The 16,925-nt window shown below is 69.5% G+C and carries 17 protein-coding genes, 1 tRNA gene and 1 riboswitch; of the genes, 6 read left to right on the forward strand and 12 right to left on the reverse strand.

What is annotated here, in order from left to right; translation table 11 throughout:
* Positions 1-213: 213 nt before the first annotated feature.
* Both ABIA32_RS01210 and ABIA32_RS01215 read right to left on the reverse strand, forming a co-directional pair.
* Positions 214-1,491: a PP2C family protein-serine/threonine phosphatase gene (locus ABIA32_RS01210; RefSeq protein WP_370091756.1), complete on the reverse strand. Its 1,278-nt coding sequence runs from the start codon at positions 1,489-1,491 to the stop codon at positions 214-216.
* Positions 1,492-1,703: 212 nt separating this feature from the next.
* Positions 1,704-2,372 carry a hypothetical protein gene (locus ABIA32_RS01215; protein WP_370091757.1) on the reverse strand — a complete coding sequence of 223 codons (669 nt, stop codon included), beginning with the start codon at positions 2,370-2,372 and terminating at the stop codon, positions 1,704-1,706.
* Positions 2,373-2,731: 359 nt separating this feature from the next.
* On the opposite strand from ABIA32_RS01215, the gene ABIA32_RS01220 reads away from it, so the two are divergent.
* A complete protein-coding gene (locus ABIA32_RS01220) occupies positions 2,732-3,385 on the forward strand; it encodes a bifunctional DNA primase/polymerase (RefSeq protein WP_370091758.1) in 654 nt (217 codons plus the stop codon).
* Between the two features lie 282 nt (positions 3,386-3,667).
* Here the strand turns inward: ABIA32_RS01220 and ABIA32_RS01225 are convergent, their stop codons facing one another.
* From ABIA32_RS01225 to ABIA32_RS01240, 4 genes are all read right to left on the reverse strand, one after another.
* Positions 3,668-4,642 carry a DUF5926 family protein gene (locus ABIA32_RS01225; protein WP_370091759.1) on the reverse strand — a complete coding sequence of 325 codons (975 nt, stop codon included), beginning with the start codon at positions 4,640-4,642 and terminating at the stop codon, positions 3,668-3,670.
* 149 nt (positions 4,643-4,791) lie between these two features.
* A complete protein-coding gene (locus ABIA32_RS01230) occupies positions 4,792-5,295 on the reverse strand; it encodes an ATP-binding protein (protein ID WP_370091760.1) in 504 nt (167 codons plus the stop codon).
* A 364-nt stretch (positions 5,296-5,659) separates the two neighbouring features.
* Positions 5,660-6,487 carry a glycerophosphodiester phosphodiesterase gene (locus tag ABIA32_RS01235; RefSeq protein ID WP_370091762.1) on the reverse strand — a complete coding sequence of 276 codons (828 nt, stop codon included), beginning with the start codon at positions 6,485-6,487 and terminating at the stop codon, positions 5,660-5,662.
* A gap of 185 nt (positions 6,488-6,672) precedes the next feature.
* Positions 6,673-8,034 (reverse strand): cytosine permease, encoded by a 1,362-nt coding sequence (locus tag ABIA32_RS01240; RefSeq protein WP_370091764.1) that lies wholly within the window; start codon positions 8,032-8,034, stop codon positions 6,673-6,675.
* A riboswitch (TPP riboswitch) is annotated at positions 8,033-8,161 on the reverse strand. It overlaps the preceding gene by 2 nt.
* A gap of 184 nt (positions 8,162-8,345) precedes the next feature.
* On the opposite strand from ABIA32_RS01240, the gene ABIA32_RS01245 reads away from it, so the two are divergent.
* Entirely contained in the window at positions 8,346-9,842 is a 1,497-nt protein-coding gene (locus ABIA32_RS01245) for a S1C family serine protease (protein WP_370091766.1), read from the forward strand.
* Positions 9,843-9,934: 92 nt separating this feature from the next.
* A tRNA-Ser gene (locus tag ABIA32_RS01250) sits at positions 9,935-10,021 on the forward strand.
* Between the two features lie 134 nt (positions 10,022-10,155).
* Here ABIA32_RS01250 and ABIA32_RS01255 read toward each other — a convergent pair.
* Together ABIA32_RS01255 and ABIA32_RS01260 are read right to left on the reverse strand one after the other, a co-directional pair.
* A complete protein-coding gene (locus ABIA32_RS01255; RefSeq protein ID WP_370091767.1) occupies positions 10,156-10,494 on the reverse strand; it encodes a hypothetical protein in 339 nt (112 codons plus the stop codon).
* Positions 10,495-11,196: 702 nt separating this feature from the next.
* A complete protein-coding gene (locus ABIA32_RS01260; RefSeq protein WP_370091768.1) occupies positions 11,197-11,379 on the reverse strand; it encodes a hypothetical protein in 183 nt (60 codons plus the stop codon).
* 288 nt (positions 11,380-11,667) lie between these two features.
* Between ABIA32_RS01260 and ABIA32_RS01265 the strand changes: the two genes are divergently transcribed.
* Together ABIA32_RS01265 and ABIA32_RS01270 are read left to right on the forward strand one after the other, a co-directional pair.
* The gene (locus tag ABIA32_RS01265) at positions 11,668-12,186 is read left to right on the forward strand and encodes an RICIN domain-containing protein (protein ID WP_370091769.1); all 519 of its coding nucleotides are present in this window, start codon (positions 11,668-11,670) and stop codon (positions 12,184-12,186) included.
* Between the two features lie 32 nt (positions 12,187-12,218).
* Entirely contained in the window at positions 12,219-12,746 is a 528-nt protein-coding gene (locus ABIA32_RS01270; RefSeq protein ID WP_370091770.1) for an RICIN domain-containing protein, read from the forward strand.
* Between the two features lie 280 nt (positions 12,747-13,026).
* Here the strand turns inward: ABIA32_RS01270 and ABIA32_RS01275 are convergent, their stop codons facing one another.
* The 4 genes from ABIA32_RS01275 to ABIA32_RS01290 form a co-directional block, all read right to left on the reverse strand.
* Positions 13,027-13,440, reverse strand: a complete 414-nt coding sequence (locus tag ABIA32_RS01275; protein WP_370091771.1) for a hypothetical protein — start codon at positions 13,438-13,440, stop codon at positions 13,027-13,029.
* A gap of 226 nt (positions 13,441-13,666) precedes the next feature.
* Positions 13,667-14,776, reverse strand: coding sequence for a hypothetical protein (locus ABIA32_RS01280; RefSeq protein WP_370091772.1), 1,110 nt, complete (start codon positions 14,774-14,776; stop codon positions 13,667-13,669).
* Positions 14,773-15,291, reverse strand: coding sequence for a SigE family RNA polymerase sigma factor (locus ABIA32_RS01285; protein WP_370091773.1), 519 nt, complete (start codon positions 15,289-15,291; stop codon positions 14,773-14,775). Before ABIA32_RS01285 ends, ABIA32_RS01280 begins: the two co-directional genes overlap by 4 nt.
* 153 nt (positions 15,292-15,444) lie before the next feature.
* Positions 15,445-16,236, reverse strand: a complete 792-nt coding sequence (locus ABIA32_RS01290) for a hypothetical protein (RefSeq protein WP_370091774.1) — start codon at positions 16,234-16,236, stop codon at positions 15,445-15,447.
* Between the two features lie 306 nt (positions 16,237-16,542).
* Here ABIA32_RS01290 and ABIA32_RS01295 point away from each other — a divergent pair, with 306 nt between their 5' ends.
* On the forward strand, positions 16,543-16,842 hold the full coding sequence (locus tag ABIA32_RS01295) for a hypothetical protein (RefSeq protein WP_370091775.1): 300 nt from the start codon (positions 16,543-16,545) through the stop codon (positions 16,840-16,842).
* Positions 16,843-16,925: the final 83 nt, after the last annotated feature.

Below are 16,925 nucleotides of genomic sequence, written 5' to 3' on the forward strand. Positions count from 1 at the left end.
TCCGTACAAGAGTACGGCGGAAGACTGTCTGCACGACAGGGGAAGTCGCCTGTCAGGTGCGCGAGGCCCTGCGTGTGCCGCCGCCTGTTGTTGCACTACCAGGGGCGCGGGGAACTGCGCCACAAGCCACCCAGGAGGAGGGTCCCCGAACGATCAGGGCCATCCGCACAGGGTGGTTTCTCGCGCAGTTCCTCGCGTCCCCGGATAGTGCAACTACTCGAAGCGGGCAGCCAACAGCACGACGTCGTCCGTGCCAGGGGCGGGGGCGCGGTCGCCGACGCAGGTCTCCAGGAGGTAGTCGCAGAAACGTTCCGGGTCCTGACGGACGTCTCTCGGCGCTTCCGCCGCCGCCGCCCGCAGCCGTGCCTGCCCGGCGTGGAGGGACGAGCCGCAGCGACGGGCCAGCCCGTCGGTGTACAGCAGCAGCACGTCGCCGCGGTCCGCGCGCAGCTCGACGCCGGGTGCTTCCCAGCAGCTCAGCATGCCCAGCGGTGCGCTCAGCGAGGTCTCCACGAACGAGGCGCCGAAGGAGGTCACCAGAAGCGGCGGGCACTGTCCGGCCCCCGCCAGGGAGAGCCGTCGCGCGCCCGGCTCGACGTAGGCGTAGAGCGCCGTCGCCGTACGGGCCGGCTCCGTGCTCTTGAGCAGTAGCTCCAGATCGCCCAGTACCGCGACCGGGTCTTCGCCCTCCAGCACCGCGTACGCCCGCAGCGCCGCCCGTAGGCGGCCCATCGCTGCGGCGGAGTCCGCGCCGCCGCCCGTCACGCTCCCGACGCTGAGGGCCAGCGCGCCCTCCGGCAGCGAGATCGCGTCGTACCAGTCGCAGCCGCCCGCGCCGTCCAGCCCGGCGGCCACGCAGCGCGCGGCGAGCGCCATGCCCGACGGCCGCGGCAGCCCGCTCGGCAGCAGGCCGCGCCGCAGCGCGTCCGCCGTGCGGCGCAGGCGGTCGCGTTCGACCTCCTTGGCCAGCAGGCGCGCGGCCGAGGCGCAGTAGAGCCCGGCCAGGCGCTGCTCGCGCTCGCTCGGCTGGGCGAGGGTGTCGTAGAACCAGACCACCGAGCCGAGGTCGGCCAGCGGCTGGGCGTAGGAGGCGCCGATGCCGAGCTGGCCGGCCACCTCCTGGAAGCGGTCGCCGGTCGGCTCGCCGCCGGCGGGGCGCAGGACCTGGGCGGTCGGCACGGTCTCCAGCGCGCCGAGCGCGGCGTGGTCGAGGCCGAGGCCGAGCGTGGTGCAGGGCTGGGAGAGCAGCAGCATGCCGCGGCGGGCGCCGATCAGCGCCGCGCCGTCGGCCAGCACGCCGGCGAGCGCGGCCGCCAGGTCGGGGGCGGAGCTGAGCCGGTCGGTGAGGTCGTAGAGGGTGGTCAAATCAGCCAGGGGGTCGGCGGAGCGCTCACGGAACGCGCTGATGTTGTCTCCGCTGATCGTTTCCGCAGGGCTCGTAGGCGCGGGGAGGCCAACGGCGGCTGTGGGCACCGTCTGAGGCTCAGCCATGGTCCGCACCTGCGATAACTACAAAGAGTGATGCTGGATTCTTACTATATTGTCTGAATTGAATCACTATGCACCCCCATGTCATGCCATACGGCAATTAATGAGTCTCTTCTACACACACCGATCGGGTGATGTCCAGAACTGTCCGCTGCCATGTGGTTGGTGTCTTTGCCCGAATATTTGGCCGAAAAACATCGGTGCGATTGATCGTTTCAGCGATCGATTACCGATACCGTCCGTCGCCCGCGCAGCGCCCTGGCCACCTCGCGGCGGCCCCGGAGCCCACGTCCCCGCGGTTCCCTGGGCGCTTCGAGCACGACCGTCGTGACCTGCTGGTCCGCCCGCAGCAGATCGATGATCATCCCGGTCAACGCCCCGGCTCCGGCAGCAGCGGGACGCGTCGCCGCGAAGGATGCGCTGCTCACGCAGAACTCGCCCGTCAGCACCCCCGCCGTCTCGAAGCCGGCCCGCGCCAGCCCGCGCCGCTCCAGTCGCGCCGCGGCGTCCCCGCGCCGCGCCCACACCGCGACGGCGGCGTCTGCCTCGCCCGCGGCGACCGGCGTCAGCAGGGCGCGCGCCTCGGCCAGGCGCGCGCCCTGTCGGCCGGCGTCCACGAAGAGCAGCGGCAGGGGTGCGTATCCGGCCAGTTCCGCCTCGTCGCGTAGCAGGGTCGCGCCGCTGTCCGTGGCGACACGCCTGGTCGAATCGGTAGAGCCCGCGTCCAGGACCAGGACCGCCCGGATGCCGGGCAGCGCGCGGGCCGCGAGCACGGTGGGCGCGATCCGGGCCGCGTCGTTGTGCGCGCGGATCACGACCGCCGCGTCGGGGGCGGGAATTGATGTGGGGTCAGCCTCGTGGGCCGACATGAAATCCGGGTCCATCCCCGGATCGTACGATTGCCGACCCCTCTAGCAGACCCCCTCGTAGCAGGCTGGGGGAATACCCCGAACGGAGGAACCATCCGGACTCGCCGTGCGTCATTCCGGACGATGCGTCAGTCTCAACAGAGAACGTGCTCGTGAGTGCCCTTGGTGGGTAGAGAACCGTTAGGGCCTGGTCCGGGTTTCCGGCCGGGTTCCGAGGGGCGGCGCCGCCCAGGCCGGTCGGCCGACAGAGCGGACGCAATCGCCACCCCGCGCCACCCTCCGCCGGGTTCCATGAGTGCGGTGGGCGTGGTGCGCTGCTCGTTGCGCGAGGTCACGTACCGATCCTTGACCGTCACGGAAAGGAACGAGTGCTCATGCGCGGGGTATCAACACTCGTCAGAAACGCCAAGCAGCGGCGGTCCAGGGCGCAGCTGCTGAACGCGGCCAGGGTCGCCGCGCGCGGTTGGGGCTGGCCGGTGGCGCCGGCTGTCGGGCTCACTCCCGAAGGGGGCTGCCGCTGCCCCCGGCACGACTGCCCGGTCCCCGGTGCCCACCCCTACGATCCGAAGCTGCTCGCCGCCACCACGGACGACCGGATGATCCGGTGGTGGTGGTCCCGCCGTCCCACGGCGCCCGTGTTGGTGGCGACGGGAGCCCAGGTCTGCGCGCTGAGCCTGCCGGCCGCGGCGGGCGTGCGCGTGCTCGACTACTTCGACGCGCTCCGGGTGCCGACGGGCCCGGTGATCGCCACGCCCACGCGTTACGTCCTGCTCGTCGCGCCCTACTCGCTCCCGGAGTTGGCCGAGCTGCTGGTCGCTCAGGAGTGGGTGCCGAGCAGTCTGCGCTACCACGGTCCCGGCGGCTTCGTCGTGCTGCCGCCCTCGCAGACGGGCGCCGGTGCGATGCGCTGGATCCGCCGCCCGCTCTCCGCGCGGCAGACGCCGTGGCTACCGTCGGTGAGTGATCTGGTCGAGGCGCTGGTCGCGGCGAGTATCGCCACCCCGGACGGGGCCACGTTGGCGCCGTGACGGCGGAGGGGGCTACCCGAAGCGGGTGGTCTTGCCAACCCGGTCCGCAGACATGAAATGCCCGGCCGCTGGCGACGGGGGATGCACCAGCGACCGAGCTGTTTAAACCGTAACAAATTCAGGCCCGCAAGCAAATTCCCCGGACACGACTCTTTCCGCGGAATTCCGCCCTCCACCCGGCGAATGTGACGCAGATCACTGAATTCCAAGGTGATCTGACGGGCAGTCCGCCGGGTGGGGTGAGGGCCGACGGCCTTAACGGTGGCCGAAGGTGAGGGGAATTCAGCTCAGCGTGACCTGACGGCTGGAGAGCAACGCGCGCGCCTTGCGCTGCTCCGGCGTGAGCGGCTCGGTGACCGTGAGCGCGGCGGCGAGCCGCTCGGCGAAGTCGGCGGCCGGCTTCTCGCAGTCGGCGGCGGTCATCGTCTGCGGCAGGTCCCAGACCGGCACGACCAGTCCGTGCGCCCGGAACGAGCCGACCAGCTTGGTGTCCTCGCCCAGCGAGGCCTCCCCGGCGGCGGAGAGCCGGGCCAGCGCGTCCAGCAGCGGCTCTTCGGAGTACGACATCACCCAGCGCAGGTGGTTCCGGTCCGGCGCGGCGCACCAGTAGGAGTGCGACACCGACTCCAGCTTCTCGGTGGGGATGACGGCGGCGTTCGCCTGCTCCAGCGAGGCCGCGACCTCACCGGTCGCGGAGTCCGCGTCCTCCAGCCAGAACTCGAAGCCGGTGTGCACGGCCGGCTCGAACGCGGCGTCCAGGTCCAGCAGTTCCTGCAGGCGCGGCCCGCCGGGCGCCGGGCGGCGCGGCGGCACGGGGTTGCCGGGCTCGGCGGCGAGCGCGAGGACCAGCGCGTCGGCCAGATCCCGGCTGAGGTCGCCGGAGGAGGTCTGCGTCTGCAGGCCGAGCATGATGCTGCCGTCCTGGCGGCGCATGGCCGGCCAGGCCATCGGGAGCACGGTGGCCAGCGTGACGGAGGGGACCTCGCCCGTGGCAGTGGCCAGCGTCGCGGCGTTGACCGTCAGCGGAACGGTCGCGGCGGGCACCAGCTCGCGCAGCGCGACCCAGTCGCCTTCGCCCGGCAGCCCCTCGAACGGCCGCAGCACCAGCTCCGCGACGGCGTGCGCGGCTTCGCGCCCGTGACACGCCTTGTAGCGACGCCCGGAGCCGCAGGGGCAGGCTTCGCGGGCGCCGACGACGGGCACGGGCCCGTCGGTGACGGCCGGGGCGGTGCGGAGGGGGGCCTTCTTCTTGGCCATGGTGCGTACTCCCGAGGGAACGGAGGGGGTTTCCTTCCGCAGAGGTTACGGGCTGGGAGGGTGCTGCAGCCCCGCGCTCCTCGGCGCCCTCGCGCCGCGCCCGGTGTGTGCGGTTGTTGTGTGCGGTCGCGGCTCGCCGCCGCGACCGCTCAGCTCGCCGCGGCGGCCGGCGTCTCCGGATCGCGTCGGGCGTGCCGGGCCCTGACCCGGAGTACCGCCCACACCGTGACTTCCCCCGGGGCGTCGCGGACGCCCCACTCCGTCGCCAACTGGCCGACGATCCCCAGCCCCCGGCCGCCCTTCGAGGTCAGCGAGGGCGAGGATCTGCGCGGGCGTGTCGGTCCGCCGCCGTCCGTCACCTCCACGGTGAGCAGGCCGTCGCTGTGCAACTCCCAGCCGACGACCACCTGCTCGAACTGCTCGGCCTGGTCTCGCTGGTCCCGCTCGCGCTCCAGCGGCCGCGCGTGGCGACAGGCGTTGCTGAGCAGTTCCGACAGGATCAGTACCGCGTCGTCTATGACGCCCTCGGGCACCAGGTGCTCACCGAGATCCTCGCGCAGCTGACGTCGCGCGGCACGCACACTCTCCGGACCATAGGGCACCGCCATGGTCGACGAAGAGGTCGGCACATCATGCGCCATCACCACGGCCACCCCCGGACCTCCTCCTTCGTCTTGCGCCAGGGTGTGAATGCCCGGTGCGAGCAAGTCGAAAACTGAAAACTCCGCACCTTGGCGGGCTTTCCGGGGGCTCGGGCCGGGCGCAAGGAGCGCATTTCACAGCGCGTCACCGGAGTGTGACGCTGCGCATTCGAAGAGTGGTTCAGAATAGCGATCCGGCCAGGATCCAGATGAATTTCCAGCCATTTTTGACTCCTTGAGGAGTGGAACCACGCAGGTCGGCCCAAGCCGCTCGCGGGTTGCTCGCCGGCCACTTCCGGGCGACTTCCGAGCCCCTTCCGAGTCACTCCCCGTCCGCTTTCGCCGCCGTCCCGAGGCGCGGGCCGGTCCTCGGGCGCTACCGTCCGAGCTGGTCCAGCACCCGCCGCGGCTGGTTGGTGATGATCGCTTCCACGCCCAGCCGCAGGCACAGTTCGACGTCCTCGGGCTCGTCCACCGTCCAGACGTGGACCCGGTGGCCGGCCCGGTGCAGCGCCGCGACGTAGCCGGGGTTGGCGCGCACCAGCTCGATGCCTGGGCCGGCGATCCGCGCGCCGTGCGGGAGCGAGCCGTCGCGGAGCCACGGCAGCACCCGCTCCATCAGGAAGACGGTCGGCAGCTGCGGCGCCATCTGCCGGATCCGGCGCAGCGACAGCTGCGAGAAGCTCATGATCCGGACCGGCGAGGGCCCCTCGTTCCTGCCGTCCGGGATCAGGTCGAACCGGCGCAGCAGCTCCAGCAGCCGCTTCTCCACGAGCCCGGCGTAGCGGGTGGGGTGCTTCGTCTCGATGGCGAGCTCCAGCCTGCGGCCGGAGTCGGCGTGGAGTTCGAGCAGCCGTTCCAGCGTCAGCACGCTGGTGTGCTCGGGGGAGGTCCAGTCGGCCTCCTCCGCGCCGCCCAGCTTCCAGGCGCCGAAGTCGAGTTCGGAGAGCTGTGCGAGCTCCAGGGTGGAGACGACGCCGCGTCCGTTCGAGGTCCGGTCGATCTTGCGGTCGTGGACGCAGACAAGATGACCGTCGGCGGTCAGCCGTACGTCGCACTCCAGTCCGTCCGCGCCCTGTTCGATGGCCAGCTGATAGGCGGCCAGGGTGTGTTCGGCGTAGGTGCCGGACGCGCCGCGGTGCGCGATGACGCGGGTGGCGGCGCGGTTGGGAACGGCGGCGATCGGGCTGGGCTGGGTGTGCACGCCACCACGATAGGCGGCGCGCGTGTACCGGAGGTGAACGTCCGACGCGGCCGGGGCCGGCCGGAGTGACCGGCCGGAGTGACCTGTCGGACCAAGATCGCAAAGTGTTTCACGTGAAGCATTCCGCGATCTTGGTTCGTAGGCGTGCGGTCCTTGGGTCGGGCCGGATCCCGGCCGGATAAGGGCTAGGCGCGCTTGCCCGTGCGCAGCAGCGGAGTCAGCGCCAGCGTCACGCCGCCCGCGGCCAGGAAGGAGAACAGCGAGGCCGAGGTCCACAGTGTCGGGTGGATGTGGGTGACGTTCTGGGCGTGCGTCCAGAAGTCGGTCCACCAGGTGTAGGGGAGCGCCGCCGGAGAGATGAGCTCGTAGAGCACGAAGCCGATCACCCACGGCAGCAGCATCAGCCAGCGGGTGGGCGCCTGCTCGCTCAGGTCCCAGCCGTCCCGGCCGCGGCCGAGGAAGAAGTCCACCGCCAGCACCGCCAGCAGCGGCACGAAGACCGCGCCGATCAGGCCGAGGAAGGCGTAATAGGTGTTGGTGAAGCCGTCGATGGAGAGCGCTCCGGCCGTCACCAGCGCGCCGATGCCCAGCGTCAGCACGCGCCGGTCCACCTTCGGGAAGAGGTTGTGGATCGACATGGCCGTCGAGTAGACGTTGGCGAAGGACTGGTCGGCCTCGCGCAGCACCAGCACGAGGAAGAAGAGCCAGCCCGCGGTCAGCCCGGTGAAGGTGGAGAAGATTTTGTTCGGGTCGCCGCCCACCTGGGTCAGCGCGATGACGCCGAGCAGGTAGCACCAGACCTGGGCGACGGTGTAGCCGGAGAAGGTGCCCCAGAACGCGCCCTTCGCCGTGCGCGAGTGCCGGGTGTAGTCGGCGGCCAGCGGCACGAAGGAGATGGACACGGCGATCACGTAGTCGGTGGCCCCGAGGAAGCCGTCCCAGTTGCTGCCGCCCGGGTTGTGCACGCCGTGGCGGATCAGCTGGACCGTGAAGAAGAGCATCGAGACGCCCACGGCGATCGCGACGTAGCGGCGAAGCACCGCGATCGAGCCCAGCGGCCGGATCGTCATCGCCGTGGTCAGCAGACCGGCCGCGACGACGTAGGCCCAGCGCGGGATGCCGCCGTAGAGCGCCTGCGCGCCCTGGGTGATCACGATCAGCTCGTAGACCCCCCAGCCGACGCACTGGGCGATGTTCAGCATCGTCGGCACGTAGGAGAGGCGCGTGCCGAACAGGCCGCGCAGGATCGCCATCGCGGGCGCTCCGGTCTTCGCGCCGATCAGCGCGGCCAGCGCCAGCATCAGCGTGCCGACCACGGTGCCCACGACGATGGCCGTGATCGAGGCGGCGAGCGCGAGGTTCTTGCCGCTCGCGTTGACCATCACCGTGGCGGCGCTGGAGAAGCCGATCAGGCTGACGCCGAGGTTGGCCCAGAAGGCGCCCTGGTCCCGGAAGCTCAGGGTGCGCGGCGGCGCGGTGTCCAGGACGAGTGGGGCCTCGGCATGCGCGAGGCCGGTGGTGTTGTCGCGTTCGAGCGTGGCGGACATGACCGTCTGCAGAGCTCCCTACGCCGGCATTACCCGGTCAGGTTCAGGCGGTCGGCTGCCCTGCCGCGTGGTGCGGCCTGCTGCCCTCTCAGCCTGGAATGAGGTCCAAGCTCCCGCGAATATGATGCGTGTGTTCGAGGGCATGGTAAGGCTGACTGCCCGGCCGGGCCAAGCCCTGTCCACGGCGGCGGCTCCACGGCGTCGGCCTGTCCACGGCCTCGCCATGCCGCACGCACGGCTGGGACTTACGATGCCCCGACAAGCTGTGCGGAATGCTAGGGACGTAGGTCCCTTATAAAGGAGGTCATTTCGTGAGCACCGAGCACGAGGGTGGGCTCGACGGGTCGGAGCGCCCCGCCCCCGCTGCGGTTCCGGCGGATCGAGCGGATCGACCGGCGGAGCAGGCGCCCGCGAGCAACCCGGTCGCGCCACCGGCCGACCCCGACCTCGCCGACTACCCGGCCCCCGCGCCGCCGTCCGTCGCGCCTGCGGCGCCTGCCGCACAGCCGGTCACGCCACCAGCGCCGCCCGCACCGCCGGCGCCCCCGTACGGTGCGCCCGTCGGTCCTCCTCCGCCGCACCAGCCGCCTCCGCATCAGCCCTACTGGAGCACCGCGCCGGTTCCGCCCGTTCCCGACACCCCCGCCGGTCTCTTCGGCGAGGGCCAGATCGTCACCAAGCCCAAGGGCAGCCGCCGCGGCGGCTTCGTCGCCCTGCTCGCCGCGACGGCGATCGTCGCGGGCGGTGTGGGCGGCGGCATCGGCGCCTGGATGGAGAGCCGTAACTCCGGCGGCGGCGGCACCAGCACGACGGTCTCCAGTGCGACCGACCCGAACCAGCTCAGCCGTCCGCCGGGCTCCATCGCCGCCATCGCCGCCAAGGCGCTGCCGAGTGTGGTCACCATCGAGGCGACCGGCTCCTCCGAGTCCGGCACCGGCACCGGGTTCATCTTCGACACCCAGGGCCACATCCTCACCAACAACCACGTCGTCGCGCCCTCGGTCGGTGGCGGCAAGCTGACGGTGAAGTTCGCCGACGGCGCGAGCTACGGCGCGTCCGTGGTCGGCCGGGCCCAGGGCTACGACGTCGCGGTGATCAAGCTCGACTCGACGCCGAAGGAGAAGCTGGTCCCGCTGCCGCTGGGCGACTCCGACGCGGTCCAGGTCGGCGACGCCACGATCGCGATCGGCGCGCCCTTCGGGCTCTCCGGCACGGTCACCTCGGGCATCGTCAGCGCGAAGAACCGTCCGGTCGCCTCCGGCGACCAGACCGGCGCGCAGACCTCGTACATGAACGCCCTCCAGACCGACGCGTCGATCAACCCCGGCAACTCCGGCGGCCCGCTGATGAACGCCGAGGGCCAGGTCATCGGCATCGACTCGGCGATCCAGTCCACCGGCCAGCAGAGCGGCAGCGGCCAGTCCGGCAGCATCGGCCTGGGCTTCGCGATCCCGATCAACCAGGCCAAGTGGGTCGCCCAGCAGCTGATCAGGACCGGCACGCCGACCTACCCGATCCTCGGCATCCTCCGCGACGACACCTTCACCGGCGACGGCGCCCGCATCAACACCAGCCCCGTCCAGGGCACCCAGCCGGTCACCCCGGGCGGCCCGGCCGACCAGGCCGGCCTGAAGCCGGGCGACGTCATCACCTCCCTCGACGGCGTCCTGATCGACTCCGGCCCCACCCTGGTCAGCGAGATCTGGGCGCACCACCCGGGCGACAAGGTCACCGTGATCTACACGCGCAACGGTCAGTCCCACACCACGACGGTGACTCTTGGCTCCCGTGTGGGTGACAACCAGTAATCACCGCCACGTACAGGCCAAGTCGTGAGAAGATCCCTGGCGTGGACCGTGATCGCGTCAGAACGTGACGCGCGATCGCGCCGTCCGCGCCAGGAGTCTTGCCCGAGCGGCCTAAGGGAACGGTCTTGAAAACCGTCGTGGCAGCGATGTCACCGTGGGTTCAAATCCCACAGACTCCGCCGAGGTCAGCCTAGGTGCTGGTCAGAAGGGGTGTCCCGGCTGCCGGGGCACCCCTTCGGCGTTCGGGGCTGTCTCCCTTTCTCGCCTGAATCCCAGCGCTGACCAGTGCGTATGGGCCAGCCGTGGGCCAAGGTCAAGGCTGGACTTCCTCGTCAAGCTCGCGGGCAATCAGGCTGTTCGAGTGCTGCTGGCTACCCTTGAGGATCTTGGCGTAGAAGCGATACAGCACAGCGATGCTGTGTCCTGCCCGCGCTGCAACCTCCGCAGGGTCCACGCCCGACTTGATCCACAGGGAAACGCCCGCATGCCGAAGTGAATAGGGCACTTCCGCGAGCTTGGCTTCGACCTCACCGGGAGACAGCACCGCCTTTCGTGCCCTTTCCCAGGCAGCGCAGTACTCGGTTGGCCGCACCCGCCCTCCCCTTGCTGCCCGGAATAGCCTTCCGTCATCGGCGGTGCCGTACTCAGCCATGTGCTCTCGGAGTAGATGTACGAGAATTGGTGGAATTGGTACGGTTCGCGTTGCACCGGGCTTTCTGCGCTTGAGGCCTCGCTTCTCGTATGGCGTACCCTCGTCCGTCCAACCGCCTCCCGCCTCCGGGCGGCTCTCCCCGAGCAGTAGTTCGCCCCACTCCTTCACGGTCTCTGCTGCGTTGGGCGGCAGGGTGCAGTCTGACTCCTTGAGCGCGACGATCTCTCCGGGGCGCATGGCCGCGTACTAGAGACATCCGAAGAACGCGTGCAGATGCTTGCCGCGGGGTCCGGAGTCACGGAAAGCCCCCAGCAGGGCGCGGGCCACAGCAGGACCAGGGATGTAGCGGAAGTCAATCTCATCGTCGCTCTCGGCAGGCGACCAGTCCACGCGGTGCAGTGGGTTTGCTGTGAGGAGTCCTTTCTCTTCGACTGTGTAGCGCAGCACGTTGCTCAGCACCATGCGCTTGCGGCGGACCGTGTTTTCGGCAGCTTTGCTCCCGTCGGGTCGAAGTGTCAGCGCATCAAGGGCCGGTCGCAGAAGCGCAGGGTCCTCCAGCGCCTTGACCTTGATGGAATGGGGCTCCGTCGCGCAGCGTGACGTCGGCCCCAGGCCTGAACGGCGAGCCTCAACCCCGCAGCAGCCCCCGCCGGAACGGGCCCGGCCGCTTCCACCCCTGGCCCCTAACGCGGGATATCTCTTCTAGCGGTCGCGTGGTAGCAGATCCAGGTCGCGCAGTTCGGCCTCGTCCCGGACACAGCGCACGATCAGTTCGCGATCGCTGGCCTCAGCTTGACGCGACAGCGCAGCCTGGGCAAGCATGATCACTCCAGTGAGGGCGAGACGGTCCGTCTCTTCCGCCTCGCTGGCCGGGGACAGCTTCAACGGGGGAAGCTTGTGAAGACACGAATCGGGCGCGCTACAGACGGCTGGAAGCCTCCGCACGCCACTATCGGCTGAGCGGACTGCGTCAGCGCGCGCTGGGAGGGATCCGGCGTCCGCAGACGACACAGGCCGTCCTCGCCTTCGGCTGCACTGACCATCTGCTCACTCTCACCGGCGGATTCCGCTTGGAATCCCCCGTTGGCTCCGCGTGCCCTGACGCCATCTCCGGCTGCACGGGCCCGCAAATCGGATTCTCGCCACCCATCACCTCACTCGGAGGACTTCACCATGCGCAAGCACCTGACCGCCCTGGCCGCCGTCGCGGCCCCGCTCGTCGCCCTCACTCTCGGCGCCGTCCCGGCCCACGCGTCGTCCAGCTACTCCCAGGTGGTCTTCCAGGGCAGCAGCGGCCCCGACTACTGCCTGGACATACCCGGCAACAACGCCGTCGTCGGCCAGCAGCTCATGGCATGGGCGTGCGACGCCAACGACGACGCGCAGCTGTGGACCTACATCCAGACGGACAGCACCCACTTCGAGCTCCAGTCGAAGACGAACCCCGGCCTGTGCGCCAACAACTGGCAGGGCGGCGATGTGTCCGGCAACGACATCAAGCTCTACTACTGCAACGGCAACGCCGACGGCACCTGGAACTACGTCTACAGCACCAACAACAAGCAGATCCAGCCGAAGAGCGCCTGGCACAACTGCCTGAACATCTGGGGCGGCCTGGCCAGCGGCAACCCGGCCAAGCTCTACCAGTGCGGGGACTACTCGAACGAGAACGTCGTCATCGCCTACGCCTGAGCCATCTCGACTACTACGACCAGGAGTTACCCATGCGCAAGCGCCTTGCCGCCCTGGCCATCGCCGCGGCTCCGATCGCCACTCTCACCCTCGGTGCTGTCCCCGCGCACGCCGCCAGCAACCAGTACAACGTCGCCGTTATCTTCTGGAACACCGCCCTCCCCGGTAACTACTGCCTCGACATCCCCGGGAACAACGCCGTCTCCGGTGAACAGCTCCAGGCATGGGCCTGCAACGACAGCGCCGCCCAGAGCTGGAATGTCATCTACACCGACAGTTACCACTTCGAGCTTCAGTCCCGCACCAACACGAACCTGTGCGCCAACAACTGGCAGGGCGGCGACAACACCGGCAACGACATCAAGCTCTACACCTGCAACGGCAACGCCGACGGCACCTGGAACAGCGTGCACGCGGGCAGCAACATGCAGATCCAGCCCCGGTCAGCCCTCAACACCTGCCTGAACATCTGGGGCGGCCTGGGCAGTGGGAACCCGGCCAAGCTGTACCAGTGTGGGGACTGGTCCAACGAGGACGTGATGATCAACGGCGTCTCCTGACACAGTCCCGCCACCACTGCCACCCGGGCTCTCTCTGGGCTCCCTGGGCCATGCGTGGGCCAGCGTCTCACATGGGAGTGTGCGTGAAGACTCGTGTATCTGCTCCACCCCTGGTGGGGGATGTGGAGCCGGGCTGTTCGCGTGTGCTATGTGAACGCTCTTGAAAACCGTCGTGGCAGCGATGTCACCGTGGGTTCAAATCCCACAGACTCCGCCGAGGTAGCAAAGCTGCACGTGAGAGGGCGGGCCCCCAAGGGGGCCCGCCCTCTCACGTCTGCGCTCAGCGCACGATGTTCACCGTGACCGGGCCGGACTCAGCGTCCAGCCAGGTCCTGCCGCCCCAGGAGTGCTCAACTCCCTCCAGCACTCCGCGCAGCTCCAGCACGCCCTGGTGGCCCGCACGGACCCAGCCGTACCCGGTCGCCTGCCGCTGCATCGCATCGACGGTCCGCCCGCACCACACGGTCTGCCAGGCGCCACGGGTGCTGTAGCGCTCCTGGACGCAGAACCGCTGCCAGCCGACGCTGTCGGAGATGCCGCTCCCGTGCACGCTGAACCACTGCCCGACGTGCTGGGTGTGCGGGCGGACGTGGAAGTCGATGTTGCTCTTCGCTGACGCGGTGCCGATCCCGGCGACCCCGACGGCGCCGGCCATGACGCCGACGGTGAGCGCTCGGGCAAGGGTCTGGAACACTGTGAACCCCCTCAGTTGATGTCCTTGCTGACATCTGCCCCCACGGCGCAGCACGGCCAGTCGGTTGCCACGACCCGACCAAACCGGCCGTTCGATGGGGGCGCCGCCCCGCCGGTTGGCGGGGCGCCCCCGCCAACCAGTCGCTCCCGCCCCCCGAGGCGCGCGGGGCCTGTGGCCTGTCGTTTGTCGGCGGCACCCGCCCTCCGGTGTTCGCAGCTGACCTTGGTCAGCGGAGCACGTTCGTGGTCCAGTTCTTCGGGTCGGGGCCGAGCAGGGTAACGCTGTCGAGGAGTCCCCTCAGGCCGCCCAGTGCCGCCAGGTTGGACGGTGTGTTGCTCGGGGTGAGGTGGTCCGTGACAAAGAGGCAGGCGTCGAGCCCCTGCGCGGTCTTGCAGGTTCGACTGAAGGCGTTCGGGCCCGTGAACCACCCGCTGATGTCAGGTGGGGGGACGGCCTGGTGAGCGGAGACCGTCAGGTGGTAGTTGAGGCTGTGGCCGTTTGCTTCGATCAGCGCGAATTCGATGGACTCGTCCGCGGGCACCGGACGGCCGCCCTGTTGCGTGAGGGTCGCCGACGCGTCGTCGACGCGCATTCCCGGTGGGGGCTTGAGGCTGAAGGGCATCGGCACGGAGTATCTCTCGAACCTGACCGCAGCCGCCGTCCGCAACAGCGCCTCCGGCAGTCCGGCGGCGGGCATGCTCTTGACCTGCATCTCCAGCCAGCGGCCGTCGGAAACCTGCCACCCCAGCCCTGCCGGTGAGCTCTTCCCGAGGTTTGAGGTCTCGAGCCAGTAGGCAGGGTGTCCGTTCACGTCCGGAGCCTTGGGCGTATTCGTCCACTGCGAGAAACCGGAAGCGGCGGGTGGCCAGGGGGCGTTGCCCCTCGGGTGGACGATCAGTATGAGCTTGGGATGGATCGAGGCGGGGTTGCCGCCTTCGTCGGCTGAGGTGACTGGTCCGGTTGCCTGGCCCTTCGCCGAGGGGGGCAGCAGCGGCGTGTCGATGGTCTGCGACCACGTTCCGGGCGGCAGCCACCCGAACGTTGCCACGGTGGTGGCCGGATCGTGGGGGTCCACGACGTGGTGTGTCTCGCCGGTTGCCGGGCCCGGGCTAGGGCCGGGGCCGGGGTTCTTGGCCGGGAGGGCGAGTGCGCCGGCGGTTACGGCCGTCGCGAGGGCGAGGGCGACACCACCCGTTGCCGCGCGTCGACGACGGAGGCGGCGGCGGCCGACCCGGGCGGCCTCGGCGACGTCGACGCCGGAGGGCGGGGGCGGATCCTGGACGAGCACGCCCAGTTCGCGGGCGAGGAGCATTTCCCGTGCTCGGTCGTCGCTCATGAGCTGACCTCCACCATTGAATCGGCCTGCTGTCGGCGGGACTCCAGGCCTCGACGCAGCGCGTCGAGGCCGCGTGCGGTCTGGCTCTTCACGGTCCCGGTCGAGCAGTTCAGCGCATCCGCCGTCTGCTCCACGGTCAGATCGCAGTAGTAGCGCAGCACCACGGTCGCGCGTTGGCGTGCGGGCAGTCCCGTGAGCGCCTGCCGCAGGTCGAGGATGGCGTCCAGGTCCGGTTGGGCCTGCGGTTCCTCCTTGGCGGAGCGCAGCAACACCCGTCGCCACGGCGAACGCCGCTCGGCGAGAAAGGTGTTGACCAGGGTCTTACGGGCGTAGCCGTCGACGTTCTCCATGCCGCTCACCCGATGCCAGGCGGTGTAGAGCTTGATGAGCGTGGTCTGGGCAAGGTCGTCCGCCTCGTGCCAGTCGCCGCACAGCAGATAGGCAACCGTGCGCAGCCACGACAGCCGTGAGTTGGCGAACTCGGCGTACTCGGCCTCGCGATCACGTCTTCGCACGGAACCACCTCCTTTCTCGCCCCTCTAATGCGCCGCGGCCGTGATCGGTTGCACCCGAGTTCCCACAGACTTCACCCCACCCGAACGCCGAGGGCGGGCGCCCGGATCGGGAGCCCGCCCTCGGCGGCAGAAGCAGGAACAGCAGGTGGAGCGTCAGCCGTTGCGCAGCACGACGAGATCCTGCCATGCCGGCTGACCGTTGACGTCAGTGTCGAACATCTCGAGCGAGCCCCCGGCGAAGCGGGCCTTGGAGCTGTCGTGCGTCACCCGCACCCGCACCCGCAACTTGACGGTGTACGTCGCCCCGTTGGCTAGGCCGCGCGGGACGGTCACCGTGCGGACCTGCTGCCAGTGGCCGGTACGGCCCGAGCCGACCCACTCGTCGAGCGCCAGGCTGACGTTCCGGTCGTACGCATGAAGCATCGGCACGACAGTGAGCGGCTGGTCGACTCGTACGCCGCTGCGGTTGGTGACGGTGAAGGTCTCGAGCGCCGGGTGACGCGGCCCGAGCGTGGTGGCGCCCTTTAGCGACTCCACGATGTAGCCGGGCTTCGCGCGCGTGCCGACGTGGAACCAGGCGTCCTGCTTGATGATGGTGAACGGGTTGGTGTCGGGGGCCAGGATGCCCACCCGGAGGCCGAAGCCGACGTCGTTCGCCGGGAAGTCCTTGGTCGCCTGGACCGTCACCTTCCAGATGTACGTCGTGTGGCCGGGGATGGAGACGGGCGCGCCGCCCAGCCTGTTGAGGGACTTCGAGGTCGCGCCGAGCGGGGTCAGCCGGAGGTTGACCTCGTTCGAGCTCAGGTTCAGCGGACCGTTCGGCCGGACGTCGAGCCAGTCGGTGAACGTCTGCTTGCTGCCGGGATGGGTCCTGCCGGAACGGCAGGCAGACCGGAGCGGCGCCCGCGTCCGAGGCGACCTGCTCCGTAGCCGAACCCTAGCCACGGGTTGATCGGAACTGACACCCCATCCCGCGCATCTGTACGAGATTCATGGCGTCAAATCGGGACTGTCTCCGAGAGTTGTCGCATCCGGCCGCGCAGAGGGCGCCATTTGTCCACTTGGTATGAAAACAAGACCTTTCCGTTTCGGTGACAACCCCGGGATATGCCTGCAGTGCGCCCGTTCCACACCAAAGGGCGAAATGACCGGGCAAGTCTGGCTCTTTGTCGATTCATTGAGGAATTCTGACGGTGCGACGTCGCAGTCCGTAGTCCCGCAGTTGGTACTTCGCAATCCCAGGAGGACCGCATGTCCCGTATCCGTACCGCCCTTGTCGCCGTTCCGCTGGCCGCTGCCGCGCTGATGCTCGGAGCGGGGGCCGCTGCCGCTGACAACGGGGCGTTCGCGGGTGGGAACTCGAGCAGCACCACCGTCTCCGACACCGGCTCGGGCAACCTGTCCGGCTGGGTCGACGGCAACGCCAACTGGGCGCAGCAGACCGCCACCGGCTCGGGGGCCTCGAACCAGAACAACACCCTTGGGGTGAAGGGAAACAGCGGCACGCTCTACAGCTCCCAGTCCAACGTGCGGATCGTCTTCGGCGGGTAGGCCGCCGGTAGCAGGCGCACGCAGCAGGGCCCTGGACGTGTCCCCGTCCGGGGCTCTGTCGTGTCTTGACAGCGAGCCTTAAT

The sequence above is a fragment of the Streptacidiphilus sp. MAP12-20 genome (assembly GCF_041262525.1).
Lineage (GTDB): Bacteria > Actinomycetota > Actinomycetes > Streptomycetales > Streptomycetaceae > Streptacidiphilus.

Bases quoted from the DNA above. Each gene is read 5' to 3' on its own strand.
- ABIA32_RS01295 (WP_370091775.1), top strand. From the start codon at position 16,543: ATGTCCCGTATCCGTACCGCCCTTGTCGCCGTTCCGCTGGCCGCTGCC.
- ABIA32_RS01225 (WP_370091759.1), bottom strand. From the start codon at position 4,642: ATGGCCAAGAAGAAGGCCCCCCTCCGCACCGCCCCGGCCGTCACCGAC.
- ABIA32_RS01270 (WP_370091770.1), top strand. From the start codon at position 12,219: ATGCGCAAGCGCCTTGCCGCCCTGGCCATCGCCGCGGCTCCGATCGCC.
- ABIA32_RS01210 (WP_370091756.1), bottom strand. From the start codon at position 1,491: ATGGCTGAGCCTCAGACGGTGCCCACAGCCGCCGTTGGCCTCCCCGCG.
- ABIA32_RS01280 (WP_370091772.1), bottom strand. From the start codon at position 14,776: ATGAGCGACGACCGAGCACGGGAAATGCTCCTCGCCCGCGAACTGGGC.
- ABIA32_RS01240 (WP_370091764.1), bottom strand. From the start codon at position 8,034: ATGTCCGCCACGCTCGAACGCGACAACACCACCGGCCTCGCGCATGCC.
- ABIA32_RS01215 (WP_370091757.1), bottom strand. From the start codon at position 2,372: ATGGACCCGGATTTCATGTCGGCCCACGAGGCTGACCCCACATCAATT.
- ABIA32_RS01255 (WP_370091767.1), bottom strand. From the start codon at position 10,494: ATGGCTGAGTACGGCACCGCCGATGACGGAAGGCTATTCCGGGCAGCA.
- ABIA32_RS01265 (WP_370091769.1), top strand. From the start codon at position 11,668: ATGCGCAAGCACCTGACCGCCCTGGCCGCCGTCGCGGCCCCGCTCGTC.
- ABIA32_RS01220 (WP_370091758.1), top strand. From the start codon at position 2,732: ATGCGCGGGGTATCAACACTCGTCAGAAACGCCAAGCAGCGGCGGTCC.